Annotated in this window: 14 protein-coding genes; 7 read left to right on the top strand and 7 right to left on the bottom strand. The window is 60.6% G+C overall.

Annotated features, from left to right (window positions below; all coding sequences use genetic code 11):
• Positions 1-15: 15 nt before the first annotated feature.
• From ACIQWP_RS09545 to ACIQWP_RS09530, 4 genes are read right to left on the bottom strand one after another with little or no spacing between them, the layout of a single operon-like run.
• A complete protein-coding gene (locus tag ACIQWP_RS09545) occupies positions 16-2,301 on the bottom strand; it encodes a hybrid sensor histidine kinase/response regulator (protein ID WP_402785426.1) in 2,286 nt (761 codons plus the stop codon).
• A 55-nt stretch (positions 2,302-2,356) separates the two neighbouring features.
• Complete coding sequence (lspA, locus tag ACIQWP_RS09540) at positions 2,357-2,881, bottom strand: signal peptidase II (RefSeq protein WP_402785423.1); 525 nt, start codon at positions 2,879-2,881, stop codon at positions 2,357-2,359.
• A gap of 9 nt (positions 2,882-2,890) precedes the next feature.
• On the bottom strand, positions 2,891-3,742 hold the full coding sequence (locus ACIQWP_RS09535) for a TrmH family RNA methyltransferase (protein ID WP_402785420.1): 852 nt from the start codon (positions 3,740-3,742) through the stop codon (positions 2,891-2,893).
• Positions 3,739-4,884: a class I SAM-dependent methyltransferase gene (locus ACIQWP_RS09530; protein WP_402786102.1), complete on the bottom strand. Its 1,146-nt coding sequence runs from the start codon at positions 4,882-4,884 to the stop codon at positions 3,739-3,741. Before ACIQWP_RS09530 ends, ACIQWP_RS09535 begins: the two co-directional genes overlap by 4 nt.
• Positions 4,885-4,999: 115 nt before the next feature.
• On the opposite strand from ACIQWP_RS09530, the gene ACIQWP_RS09525 reads away from it, so the two are divergent.
• Positions 5,000-5,452: a carbon monoxide dehydrogenase subunit G gene (locus tag ACIQWP_RS09525; RefSeq protein WP_402785417.1), complete on the top strand. Its 453-nt coding sequence runs from the start codon at positions 5,000-5,002 to the stop codon at positions 5,450-5,452.
• 50 nt (positions 5,453-5,502) lie between these two features.
• Positions 5,503-5,961, top strand: coding sequence for a GNAT family N-acetyltransferase (locus ACIQWP_RS09520; RefSeq protein WP_402785414.1), 459 nt, complete (start codon positions 5,503-5,505; stop codon positions 5,959-5,961).
• Here the strand turns inward: ACIQWP_RS09520 and ACIQWP_RS09515 are convergent.
• The 3 genes from ACIQWP_RS09515 to sppA form a co-directional block, all read right to left on the bottom strand.
• The gene (locus tag ACIQWP_RS09515) at positions 5,953-6,285 is read right to left on the bottom strand and encodes a LapA family protein (protein WP_402785411.1); all 333 of its coding nucleotides are present in this window, start codon (positions 6,283-6,285) and stop codon (positions 5,953-5,955) included. The two genes, ACIQWP_RS09520 and ACIQWP_RS09515, sit on opposite strands and share 9 nt — an antisense overlap.
• A gap of 167 nt (positions 6,286-6,452) precedes the next feature.
• Positions 6,453-6,761, bottom strand: a complete 309-nt coding sequence (locus ACIQWP_RS09510) for an integration host factor subunit beta (RefSeq protein ID WP_015338608.1) — start codon at positions 6,759-6,761, stop codon at positions 6,453-6,455.
• Positions 6,762-6,787: 26 nt separating this feature from the next.
• Positions 6,788-7,744 carry a signal peptide peptidase SppA gene (gene sppA / locus ACIQWP_RS09505; RefSeq protein ID WP_402785407.1) on the bottom strand — a complete coding sequence of 319 codons (957 nt, stop codon included), beginning with the start codon at positions 7,742-7,744 and terminating at the stop codon, positions 6,788-6,790.
• Between the two features lie 325 nt (positions 7,745-8,069).
• On the opposite strand from sppA, the gene lptC reads away from it, so the two are divergent.
• The 5 genes from lptC to hpf all read left to right on the top strand — a co-directional run bounded on the left by lptC (position 8,070) and on the right by hpf (position 12,816).
• The gene (gene lptC / locus ACIQWP_RS09500) at positions 8,070-8,756 is read left to right on the top strand and encodes an LPS export ABC transporter periplasmic protein LptC (RefSeq protein ID WP_402785404.1); all 687 of its coding nucleotides are present in this window, start codon (positions 8,070-8,072) and stop codon (positions 8,754-8,756) included.
• Positions 8,753-9,409, top strand: coding sequence for an LptA/OstA family protein (locus ACIQWP_RS09495; protein ID WP_402785401.1), 657 nt, complete (start codon positions 8,753-8,755; stop codon positions 9,407-9,409). The genes lptC and ACIQWP_RS09495 overlap by 4 nt, the downstream gene beginning before the upstream one ends.
• 37 nt (positions 9,410-9,446) lie before the next feature.
• Positions 9,447-10,235, top strand: a complete 789-nt coding sequence (lptB, locus tag ACIQWP_RS09490; protein ID WP_402786099.1) for an LPS export ABC transporter ATP-binding protein — start codon at positions 9,447-9,449, stop codon at positions 10,233-10,235.
• A gap of 195 nt (positions 10,236-10,430) precedes the next feature.
• Entirely contained in the window at positions 10,431-11,990 is a 1,560-nt protein-coding gene (gene rpoN / locus ACIQWP_RS09485) for an RNA polymerase factor sigma-54 (protein ID WP_402785398.1), read from the top strand.
• Between the two features lie 250 nt (positions 11,991-12,240).
• Positions 12,241-12,816: a ribosome hibernation-promoting factor, HPF/YfiA family gene (hpf, locus tag ACIQWP_RS09480; protein ID WP_402785394.1), complete on the top strand. Its 576-nt coding sequence runs from the start codon at positions 12,241-12,243 to the stop codon at positions 12,814-12,816.
• Positions 12,817-12,863: the final 47 nt, after the last annotated feature.

Raw genomic sequence — 12,863 nt, 5'->3', positions numbered from 1 at the left:
GATTGGGGGTAGTTTCTAGGCGCGTTCGAAAACCGATCTCGACAGGCCCCGCAAAGCCATCATCAGCTTTTCGGGATCGACCGGCTTGACGATGACGGCATCGGCGCCGGCGAGCAGCGCCTGACGGCGGATCGAATCGCGACTGTCTGCCGTCAGGACGATAATCGGAAGCGGCGGCAGCCCATGCCTGCGCTCATGCGCGCGCAGTTGCGCGAGTACAGCCGCACCCGTGCCGCCCGGCATGTTGAAATCGGTCACCAGCACCTCGGGCCGCGCATCGGCGTTTTCGGTGCGGGCACGAAGGCCGTCGAAATCCTCGACGAGGCGAACCCTGTGGCCGGCCTTGGAGAGCATGGCGCGCACCAGCATCGCGTTGACCGGATCATCCTCGCCCAGCAGGATATCGAGCGCTCGATCCTCCCCCTCCGGCGTCGTTATGCCGATCTCGGAGACCGCCTCGATCAAGGCTTCGCGCTTTTCCATGCCGCGCATGCGGCCTCTCAACACGTCGATCAGCGATTGTTCGCGCAGCGGCCGGATGAGCCAGGCATCAAAGAGATCGAGCGGATGAGTGTTGCGCTCCTCGGGATTGACCAGGAAGATCTTTCGCAGCCTAGGCACAGCAAGCGCATTTCCCTCGCTGAAGTACCAGGGCGCCATGCGATGGTCGACGATGAGATCGGTCCAGATGCCGCCCTCGCCCATCGGGAACGACAGCAGCAGATCATCCATGTCGCCGGGGCCGATCAGCCGGCAATGGCCGCCAAGCGTCTGGATGGTGCGCATGATGGCCATGCTTGCCGCCCCCTCGGGAGCCAGCAGCAGGACGCGAGATCCCCTGAGCATGACATCGCGCCTGACGTATCCGTCCTCCTCGGCCGCCAGGCCGACCGGAAAGGAGATGATGAACTCGCTGCCCTTGCCACGTTCGCTGGCAACGCTGAGCCGGCCGCCGAATTCGCGCAGGATGCGAGCCGAGATGGCGAGGCCAAGGCCGGTGCCGGCGCTTCTTTCAACCACCGAGCCGGCCTGCTCGAACTCGCCGAAGACACGGGCCTGTTCTTCCTCGGTCATGCCGGGACCGCTATCCTGCACCGATATGGTCAAGTCCCGCCCCCGAAGATCGACACGGACGAGAACGCCGCCTGTCTGGGTGAACTTCACCGCATTGCCGATAACGTTGAACAGGATCTGGCGCAGGCGAGCGGGATCGAATTCCAGAGTTTCCGGAACATTGGCCGAAACGCTCGCAGCGATCTCGATGCCCTTTTCGTGGGCGCGATGGGCGAGCATCTCGATGACGCCTTCCAGCAGCGGCCGCAAGGCCTCCGTGCGCGGATGCAGCTGGAAGCGACCGACCTCGATCGTGGAGAAATCGAGGAGGTCTTCGACCAGTTGCACCAGCGCATGACCCGACTGGCGAATGCCGGTCAGGTAATTTGCCTGCTCCAGGGTCAACGGCGTCTGGGCAAGCAGATGGTTCATGCCGAGAATGCCCGACAGCGGCGTACGGATCTCATGGCTGACGGTGGCAAGCAGCCGCGATTTGGCGGCGCTGTTATACTCGGCCTTCAGCCTGGCATCTTCCCGCAGCCGGGCGGTCTGCCGCTCCTCCGTCACGTCGCGCGCGATGCTCTGTATGCACAATTGCCCGGTCGTGGCATCACGGAACATGACATCGTGCCAGGCGAAGAGGCGCCGCCCCTCGGGCGTTGCGATTTCCGCATCCTGATGCTTCGCATCGGTGACGGCACGGAATATGAGGCCGGCCTCTTCCAGCGTCAGGCCTTCCGGATTCGATCTGCCCGTCAATTTGCGGAACGTGGCGTTGGCCTGCAGAATCCGGCGATCGATGCTCCGCGTCACCGCAATATCCCCGAGCGCATCGTGAACGGTGGCAAGCAGACTGGCGCTTTCCCTGTACTCCCACATGCGGTCGTGCTCGCTTTCGCTGAGATCGGCGGCGGCAACCTCGGGCTTGCGGGCAGCACTTCGGACTTTGACGATGCTGGCGGCGGCAAGCACAAGGGCCAAAAGACCAAGAGAACCCGCAACTGCCAGCGGACCTCCGGCAAAGCCGATCGCAAGAAGAGCCGCACCCACCACGAGACCGCCGCCATTCAGCCAATGGCCTTGCAGCCACCAGGCCTGGACGGGCGGCACCAGTTGCAGGTCTTGCTCATGCGGCGCGGTCGATTTCTCGAGAGACGACTCGTTTGAGGCCAGCCCTTCGACCGGTCCCGTTTGGCCGTGAACTGCCGCAGCGGCAAGCTTTTCCTGCAGATTTGCCAGAGTGCTCATACAGTCTGGCTATCATGGGCACCGTTCCCGATGCCTTCAGGGATTCGCTAGAATTTTAAGCTTTTGCCTTTTTCGGCATCAGGAGTTCGTCGAGAATGACGCAGCCCGCGCCGATGGTGATGAAACTGTCGGCAAGGTTGAACACGGCAAAAGACCAGGTCTGCGTGTGGAAGAGGATGTAGTCGATCACGTGGCCGTAGAGAAAGCGGTCGAGCAGGTTGCCGAGCGCGCCGGCAATGATCAGCGCAAAACCCATATGCGCGAGCCAGCGATGATCGGGCGTGCGCCGCCAGAGCCACAGTACGAAAACGACGATGACGAGCCGCATGCCGACGATGAACCAGCCGTCCATGCCGGAGAGCATCGAGAAGGCCACACCGAGATTGTAGGTGCGATAGAGCGACAACATCGGAATGTAAGGCACAGGCCTATCCACCTGCAACGGCAGCCAGTGATCGACCATGATCTTGATGGCCTGGTCGAGGATGACCGCGACCACGATGAAGATCAGGATCGGCATGGGCCGTGAAAACAGGGCTGGCTTTGCAGTCGGCCGTTCGTTGGTCTCGCTTTCGGTCATCAGGTCTCGCTAAATAAGTATCAGGATATGACGGCGCGCTTCGAACAGCATGACTGCCGTCGCAACCGCCAGGTTGAGGCTGTCGGCGCGGCCGGCCTGCGGGATGCGCGCAAGCGCATCGGCCTCCTTCGCCAGAGCATCCGGCAGGCCGGATTGCTCGTTGCCCATCAGGATGACGACAGGCTTCTTCTTGTAATCGATCGTCCGATAGTCGACCGCACCGGCCAGGTGGGTGGCGACGACGGAGACATCAGCCTTCTTCTTCCAGGCCAGAAACTCCTCCGGCGTCGCCTTGACGACGGGAACTGCAAAGACCGAGCCCATGGTCGCGCGCACGGTTTCCAGCGAAAACGGATCGGTCGTCTCGCCGACGAGAATGACGCCGGAGGCACCGGCCGCATCGGCGGTGCGAATGATGGTGCCGAGATTGCCGGGATCGCGCACGCGGTCGAGCGCTACCCAGGTCTCGCCCGCCTGCGGCCTGACGTCCTTGAGCTGCCGCCAGCGCTGTTCGAAGACGCCGACCACCATCTGCGGATTGTCGCGGCGGGTAATGGAGCCGATGACCTTTTCGCTGACCTCGAGCACCAGCCCGCCGGAAGCCACGGTCTTGGCGGCCACCTGCTCGACCATAGGCTTGCCCTTTGCCGATTTGGCGTAGACCAGCGTGCGGATCGTCCAGCCGAGTTCGAGCGCATCGATGACGAGCTTCAGGCCTTCGGCCAGGAAGGCGCCGCTTTCCTCTCGGGACTTCTTGACCGTCAGCGCCTTGATGTCCTTGACGATCGGATTGGCAAGCGAGGTGACCTCCTTGACCTGTCCGACCTTGCGTGGGCCGTCGTTACGGAAATCCTGGTTCATTTCGGCACCCAGCGGCTGAAGAGAGAGGTGGAAAGCGCCCTGCCCGGCGTGCTGCCGTCAAGGCCGGCCTCGCGGATGACGAGCTCGCCGGATTCGACCACACCGCCGGCGCCGCGCATGGTCTCGCGCATCAATTCATGGATCGAGTAGAAGCTGGCGCGGATCGAATAGGCGGTCAGCACCAGCCCAAGCGCTTTCGGCGACAGGATCTCGCGGCAGATGTCGAGCATCGAGGGCAGATGCTCGAAAAGGTGCCAGACCTCGCCATTCGGGCCACGGCCGAATTTGGGCGGATCGGTGAGGATGATGTCGTATTTGCTGCCGCGCCGCTCCTCGCGCAGGATGAACTTCATCGCATCCTCGCAGATCCAGCGGATCGGCAGTTTTTCCATGCGGCCCAAAGCCTGGTTTTCGCGTGCCCAGCCGATCGCCTTCTTGGAGGCGTCGACATGGGTCACCTCCGCACCGGCCGCAGCAGCGACCAGCGAAGCGACGCCGGTATAGCCGAAAAGGTTCAGCACCTTCAGCGGGCGCTTCGCCGCCTCGACCTGTTCCTTCATCCAGGCCCAGTGAACGATCTGCTCAGGAAAGACGCCGACATGGCGGAACGCGGTGAAGCGGCCGAGAAAATCGACACCGAGCAGCTGCAGCGGCCAGGTCTCGCCGAGCGCCTCGCGCGGAAAGCGCCAGCGGCCCATGCCGTCCTCGTCGGTATCGCCGGTGAAGATGGCATGGGCATTGTCCCACACATGCGAGGCAAGCGTCGGCGGCCAGAGCGCCTGCGCCTCGGGCCGGACAACGCGATAGGGGCCGTACTGCTCCAGCTTCAGCCCGTTGCCGCTGTCGATCAGGTGAAAATCGCCGGCACCGAGCGATTCCAAGATCACGGGCACGCGCTCTGCCGGCCGTTCGCCTGTTCGGGCGATCAGCGGGCGCTCGGGTGTCGCGGAAGCGGTCGCCGCATCGCGCGGCTCGGTCACCCGCTCGCCACGATCGCGCGAAGGCTTGGCATCACGCGAAGACTTGGCTGGCCTTGAGGCATGCGCGGGCTTTGCCGGTGGCTTGCCGGGCATGTCACGCCGGGGTTTTGCCCCGAGACCGCGCGCGGTTTTCTGACCGGGCCGGCTTTCCCTATGTTTCACCATACTTGTCTCAAAATTGATATGTGCGTGCAAATAGCATCTGGCCGCCACTTGGCAAAGCGCTTTCCGATCTGCGATGATCCAGGCACAAAATGTCACATTGGGAGGATTGCGCATGGACATGACCGGCGAGGAGCGAATCGCAGCGCCCAGAGATGCCGTTTGGGCCGCGCTGAACAATTCAGAGATCCTCAAGCAATGTATCCCCGGCTGCCAAAGCCTCGACTGGATTTCTCCGACTGAGCTGACGGCGACGGTGAAGCTGAAGATCGGCCCGGTCTCGGCCTCCTTCAACGGCGAGGTCACGCTGTCGAACATCAATGCGCCGGAAAGCTACACGATATCGGGCGAAGGAAAGGGCGGGATTGCCGGTTTCGCCAAGGGCGGCGCCGATGTCGTGCTGAAGGAAGACGGCAACGAGACCATCCTGCAATATGAGGCGAAGGCGCAGGTCGGCGGCAAGATCGCGCAGCTCGGCTCGCGGCTGGTCGATTCCAGCGCCAGGAAGCTGGCGCAGCAGTTTTTTGCCGATTTCACCGCGGCGATCAACGGCCAGGCCAGCGCCTGATTGCCAACGCCTGATTGCCGTCGGCGTATTTGGCGCCCATATAGTCGATCATGACATCGAAATCCGAGACCTGGGCCGTCCGGCCTGCACGCGAACAGGACATGCAAACTCTGGCGGAGATCTATCTCCGCGTCCGTCGCGAGACATTCCTCTGGGTCGACCCCGGTCGCTTCACCCCGGAAGACTTCGCCATTCATACGAATGGCGAGCGTCTGTTCGTTTGCGAGGACGGGCATGGCGTGGTTGCGGGCTTTGCCGCGGTCTGGGAGCCCGACGATTTCATTCACATGCTCTATATCCTGCCGGCCTTCCAGGGCCGCGGTGCCGGCAAAGCCCTGCTTGCCAGCCTGCCGGACTGGCCCGAGCGCCGCTACCGGCTGAAATGCCTGGTCAAAAACATGCGCGCCATGGCTTTCTACAGAACGCTCGGCTTCGAAGTCATCGGAGACGGAGCATCGCCGGAGGGCGACTATAAGGAGATGCGGCTCGGCGACATCGCTTCACTTTGACGGAAGCTGCCCGGCGATCTCTTCGGCACGGGTGCGATGCTTGTCGGCCTCGGCCTGCCAGCGCACCGCTTCGCGCGATTGGTTGCGGGCGCGCTTGCGATGCTTGCCCTGATTGAACCAGGTGACTGCGGCGCCCACGACCATTCCAACGATCAGCGCCACAAATAACAGCACAAACAGGGGCGCATTGAGCGACAGTACCTGATCCTCCGGCCGGAACGGATTGAGGGCCAATGTCACCGATTGCCTGTTGGCGACGCAGAATATGATGAGGATGATGCCGAGCGGCAGCAATATCAGCAGATTGACGATCTTCTTGGCCATTGCGCAGCTCCTTTATCCGCGACGATGGATGCCCCGCACCCAAGTCGCCTTCAGCCGCAGAATAGAAAACAGGCGGCTGAATTCAAGTGCCACCGCGTCGCGGCACAATCATGTCCGACGACTATTTCCGTCGAAGCATTTGGGGAAATCCGGCCGGAAGCGGCCGTTTAGTTGTCGTCTTCCTCGTCATCGCCGGCACCTGGATTCAGGCGTTCGCGCAGTTCCTTGCCCGTCTTGAAGAAGGGAACCCATTTTTCTTCGACAAAGACCGTATCGCCCGTTCGTGGGTTGCGGCCGGAGCGCGACGGCCGGTTCTTGACGGAAAAAGCACCGAAGCCGCGAAGTTCAACCCGGTTACCCGCTGCGAGCGCATCGGTGATTTCATCCAAGACAGCATTGACGATATTTTCGACGTCGCGGTGATAGAGATGCGGGTTGCGGGCGGCAACAATCTGCACCAGTTCCGACTTAATCACGGCTATCCCCTTAAATCATTGATTTATCAATTGGCTGCACCCTGCCAAACAGAAAGCAGGCCGTCAAGAAACAACTTATCGGTCATGATTTTCTGGAGACTCTCTCCTTTAATAAAATCATCATAACCGAGACGATTTAGCAACCAGGAAGCGGCACCCGGCCAAAAGAAGGGCGAAGTTTTATCTTCCCGCTTCCAATCGACGATCGGCAGGTCCTTCTTGACCTTGCGCGTTTCGAGATAGGCAAGAATTTCATCCTCGCCGCCGAGCGTGTCGATCAGCTTGTTCTGAAGCGCCTGGCGGCCGGTGAAGATGCTGCCGTCGGCAAGCTTCAGCACCTCGTCGCGCGGCAACTTGCGGCGATCCGCCACCAGATCCACGAACCAGGCGTAGCTATCCATGACCATATTGCGGATCATGTTCTTGGCGTCTTCGCTTGCCGGATGGAAAGGCGACGGTTCGGCCTTCAGCGGCGCCGACTTGATTTCGTCGAGGGAAACGCCGACCTTGTCGAGCAGATCCTTGACCTGCGGATACTGGAAGATGACGCCGATCGACCCGGTGATCGAGGTATCGCCCGCAACGATATCGTCGCCGGCTGTCGCGATCATGTAACCGGCGGAGGCTGCAACGGTACGGATGTCCGATACGACCGGCTTCTTGGCGGCGACGGCTCGGATCGCCTTGAAGATGCGCTCGCCGCCATAGGTCGTCCCGCCAGTCGACGAGATGGAAACGATCAGCGCCTTGACCTGGTCATTGTCGCGGATCTTCCTCAGCCGCTCCAGGAGTTCGGGATCGTCCTGAATGAGGCCGGAGATGGTGACGCGGGCGATTTGCGGGCCACGCGCATCCGGCAGGTCGCCGGAAATGAAGCGATAAAGCGCAAAACCCAGTGCCACTAGGAGCAAAACGGCAACAATGCGCCAGAAACCAAGCTTGCGGCGCATTTGTCGCCGATCCGCGATTGCAGAACTGTCCATCACGCCTTATTTCTCCCTGCAACAAATTGAAAGCGCTACAAACCGGATGTATGACACCTTGAAACGGGCACAATCCTCAGAGAAAAGCATTTCCCGTTTCCGATGTCGTCGGCGGGACGTCGCTCTGCTGGTTCATCAGATAGGACATCGCCTGACCTGATGAAACCGGCTTATGGCATATTTTTCTGCTTAAACTCGCCTGCCGTAGAAAAAAATCCATATTGGCAAGCCAGTGCAATAATGCGAAACGATCCGATAGGCTTTTTGGCACAGCCTCGCATAGCGTGAATGCGGTTTTCCGGATCATAAAAGACGGACCTGTTGCATGCTCAATACGATCGAGTCCCCCGGCGAGGCGATCCGCCCGATGCCGGAACGGAGCGCGTATAAAGACGCGATTTTCCACTCTGGCCGCGTAAAGCGGCTCAGGGTGCTGTTGCCACTCGCGGCCATCATCGTCTCGCTCCTCTTCATCACCGTATCGGTCATCCGCGCCTATCTGCCGGCAGACATCCAGATCGAGGGCGCCAAGATCGAGGATGGCAAGGTTGTCATGGAGCGCCCTGCCATTGCCGGCCGCAACAAGGACGGCATCAACTATTCGCTGCTCGCCGAAAAGGCGCTGCAGGATATCAAGAACCCGAACATGATCACGCTCAAGACCATCAAGGCATCGATGCCGGTCAATACCGATGTGATCGCCCATGTTACGGCCAATAGCGCGGATTTCGACCGTCAGGCCGATACGCTGAAGCTGACCGAGCCCTTCACCATCGTGATGGACAACGGATTGCGCGCCGAGTTCAAGACGGCGTTCCTCGATGTGAAGAAGGGCGACCTTTCCAGCCAGGATGAGGTTGCCATCACCCGAGGTGGTATGTCGGTTGTTGCGCGTTCGCTCAAGATGACGGATAAGGGAAGCGTAATCGAATTCGACGGGCAGGTTCGGATGAACATCGAACCTGCCGCTCTCCATAATTCAGGTAGCGAACAGAAGCCGGGCGGTTCATGATAAAGTATTGGCCTAATTCAATTTTCAACTCCGGCCTGCACAAAGCTGGCCTTCTCTGTGCCTTCAGCGCAGTCGCCTTTTTCGCAGCCGCCGAAGCCGGCGCGCAATCGACGACCAGCACGATGCCGGGTCTTGCCCTCTCCAGCGATCAGCCGATCCAGATCGAAAGCGACAAGCTGGAGGTCCACGACCAGGAGAGCCAGGCCGTGTTCACCGGCAACGTCAAGGTGGTCCAGGGCACCACGACCATGCAGGCCGGTAAGATGACGGTCTTCTACAAGAAAAAGCAGCCCGCCGACGCCAAGCAGACCGACGCCAATCCAGTGGCAAAGGCCGCTAAGGAACAGAACCAGTCGTTGGCGTCAGGCAATGCCAACATTGACCACATTCTGGTCACCGACAAGGTCTACCTGGTTTCCGGCACGCAGACGGCGACGGCGGAGGATGGTTCCTTCGACATGGCCAGCCAGCTTGCAATCCTCAAGGGCAAGAAGGTAGTTCTGACCGACGGGCCGAACGTTTTCACAGGCTGCCAGCTCACCGTGCATATGGCAACGGGCGAGGCACAGCTCGATTCCTGTGGCGGCCGCGTCCAGATTCAGCTCGATCCGAAGTCGCAGCAAGTGCAGCAACAACAACAAAAGAAAAACTGATACTGGCCCCCTCGTGACGACATCGACCACTTCCACTTTGCCCGGCGTGCCCGGGCCGTCTACTGCGGCATCCGGTGCACCGGCCGCGGATAAGGCACGCTACAAGGGCACGTTGATCGCCCGTGGCCTCACCAAGACCTACGGCAGGCGTCGTGTCGTCAATGGCGTTTCGCTGGTGGTGCGGCGCGGCGAAGCTGTTGGGCTGCTCGGGCCGAACGGCGCCGGCAAGACCACCTGCTTCTACATGATCACCGGACTGGTGCCGGTGGACGAAGGCACGATCGAGATTGACGGCAACAACGTTACCTCGATGCCGATGTATCGCCGCGCGCGGCTCGGCGTCGGCTACCTGCCGCAGGAAGCCTCGATCTTTCGCGGCCTGACGGTGGAGCAAAACATCCGCGCCGTGCTCGAAGTCCATGAAAAGGACAAGACGAAACGGGAGCGCAAGATCGACGAATTGCTGGAGGAATTCCACATTCGCAATCTGCGCACGGTGCCGGCGATCGCCCTTTCGGGCGGCGAGCGCCGCCGCCTCGAAATCGCCCGTGCGCTGGCGACCGACCCGACCTTCATGCTGCTTGATGAACCCTTCGCCGGCGTCGACCCCATTTCGGTTGCCGACATTCAGAACCTCGTGCATCACCTGACGGCGCGCGGCATCGGCGTGCTGATCACGGACCACAATGTTCGCGAAACGCTCGGCCTGATCGATCGTGCCTATATCATCCATGCGGGCGAGGTGCTGACCCACGGCAGGGCGAACGATATCGTCAGCAACCCCGAAGTACGCAAGCTGTATCTGGGTGACAATTTCAGCCTCTGATAGGCTGAAATTCCATCCTTTCATCCGCCAATATTAGCGGATGCTATCGCGCGCCGGAAATTTACTTCTGCGCCACAGTTCCGCTTGACCAAATCCAATAAAAAAGCAATTTTTGGGCCAGTTGGAATTTCGCGAGAATTTTAGTGACAAAAGGCGCGAATTCCCGAGGAGTTGAAGGGGAGTCCCGCGTCCGCCATGGCACTATCGGCCAATCTTTTCCTGCGCCAAAGCCAGAGCCTGGTGATGACACCGCAACTGATGCAATCCATTCAGTTGCTGCAGATGACGCATTTCGAGCTCACGCAATTTATCGCGCAGGAAGTCGAGAAGAATCCGCTGCTGGAATTTGCGTCAAATGACGAGGATCTAGGCAGCGGCGGCGATCGCGAGGCGAAGGAAGAGCGCTTCGAGAGCGCGGAAGAAACCCATGGCGAGGATAGCTCCGAACGCAACGCCGGCGAGCTTGCAAGCGACTGGTACGAGAGCGACAACACCGGCAACGCCAATCGGCTGAGCGATGAGCTCGACACCAATTTCAGCGACGGCTTTCCCGATGACGGCAGTCCGCAGCGCGCCGATGCGCCGGAGCTGCTCAGCCAGTGGAAGTCCATGCCCGGCGGCGAGGCCGGCGAAAGCTACGACCTGGACGATTTCGTCGCCGGCCAGGTGTCGCTGCGCGATCATCTCAACGAACAAATCCCCTTCTCGCTCCCCGCCATGGGTGACCGGCTGATCGCTCAGCACCTCGTCGACCAGCTCGACGACGCCGGCTATCTGCGCGCAGAACTCAACGAAACGGCCGAGCGCCTCGGCGCGACGCTTGCCGATTTGGAGCGCGTGCTGGATAGCCTGCAGCAACTCGATCCGCCCGGCGTCTTTGCGCGCTCTCTCAGCGAATGCCTGGCGATCCAACTCCGGCAGAAGGACCGCTTCGATCCCGCCATGGAGCGGCTGATCGAAAATCTCGAGCTGCTTGCACGGCGTGATTTTGCGATGCTGAAGCGGCTCTGTGGCGTCGATGAGGAAGACCTGCTCGACATGATGGCGGAAATCCGCCAGCTCAATCCCAAGCCCGGCAGCGGTTTCGAGACGGAGATATCCGAGGCGATCATGCCCGATATCGTCGTGCGCCCCTCCGCGGACGAGAGCTGGCTGGTGGAGCTCAATCCCGATGCGCTGCCGCGGGTGCTGGTGAGCCAGTCCTATTTCGCGTCCGTCTCCAAAAGCAGCCAGGACCACGCCTTCCTCTCGGAATGCCTGCAGACCGCCAACTGGCTGACCCGTAGCCTGGACCAGCGCGCCAAGACGATCATGAAGGTGGCAAGCGAGATCGTCCGGCAACAGGACGCATTCCTGGTGAACGGCGTCGACCATCTGCGGCCGCTCAACCTGAAAACCGTGGCCGATGCCATCAAGATGCATGAGTCGACGGTCAGCCGCGTCACGTCGAACAAGTACATGCTGACGCCGCGCGGGCTGTTCGAACTCAAATATTTCTTCACGGTTTCGATCAGCGCCGTCGAGGGCGGCGACAGTCACTCGGCCGAAGCCGTGCGCCACAAGATCCGCCTGCTGATCTCGAGCGAGAGCCCGGACGCGGTTCTCTCCGATGACGATATTGTCGATACGCTGAAGAAGGGCGGGATCGAGCTTGCTCGCCGCACGGTTGCAAAGTACCGTGAAGCCATGAACATCCCCTCCTCCGTGCAGCGACGCCGGGAGAAGCGGGCACTGGCCAAAGTCTCCGGTTTCTGACGGCTGCCGATCTTCAACCACAGGCTGTCGAACTCCTAACGGTCCGTTAAGACGCAGTTGACTTTCCCATGTGGCAGGGCTAGAAGCCCGCCGCAATCGCTGCGGGACAGCATGACCATGAAACTTATCCCCACCATCCAAAGGGCGGTCGATATACGCAATTTGCCTTTGACCGCGTGAAGTGCTTGGATGAGCTTGAGGCTTGGCGTAAACTGATGCGCGCAATAACCACTACAAGAAGGGAAACTCCATGAGTGTGCGTGTCTCCGGTAAACATATGGAAATTGGTGACTCCTTCCGCCAACGGATTGAAGACCAGATCGGTATGGCCGTGACCAAATACTTCGACGGGGGGTATTCAGGTCAGGTAACGGTACATAAGTCCAGTTCGCGCTTCGCGGCCGATTGCAAGCTTCATCTCGACAGCGGTGTGGTGCTGCATGCTGCGGGCGAAGCCATGGACCCGCAGCTTGCTTTCGACGCGGCGTCCGCGCGCATCGAAAAGCGCCTGCGCCGCTATAAGCGCAAACTCAAGGACCATCAGGCCGGCAACCACGTCAACGGACAGGCGGAAGTCGCCTATACCGTCATGGACGGCGTTCCGGATGACGACGAGGAAATTCCGGCCGATTTCGCGCCGGCAATCGTTGCGGAGAGCACGAAGCAATTGAAGACCATGTCGGTGGCGACTGCCGTGATGGCACTCGACATGACCGACGAGCCGCTGCTGCTCTTCCGCAGCCCCGGCAACGAACACTTGAACATCGTCTACCGTCGGCAGGACGGTAACATTGGCTGGATCGACGCGGCCAATATCAAAGGCTGAGAATAGAAGATAAGCGGCGGCTGCGCATCAATGGCAGCTGGCCGCCG

This window comes from Rhizobium sp. NPDC090279 (assembly GCF_044769665.1).
In the GTDB taxonomy this organism is placed as follows: domain Bacteria; phylum Pseudomonadota; class Alphaproteobacteria; order Rhizobiales; family Rhizobiaceae; genus Rhizobium.
This window is presented reverse-complemented; position numbering and strand designations above follow the sequence as displayed.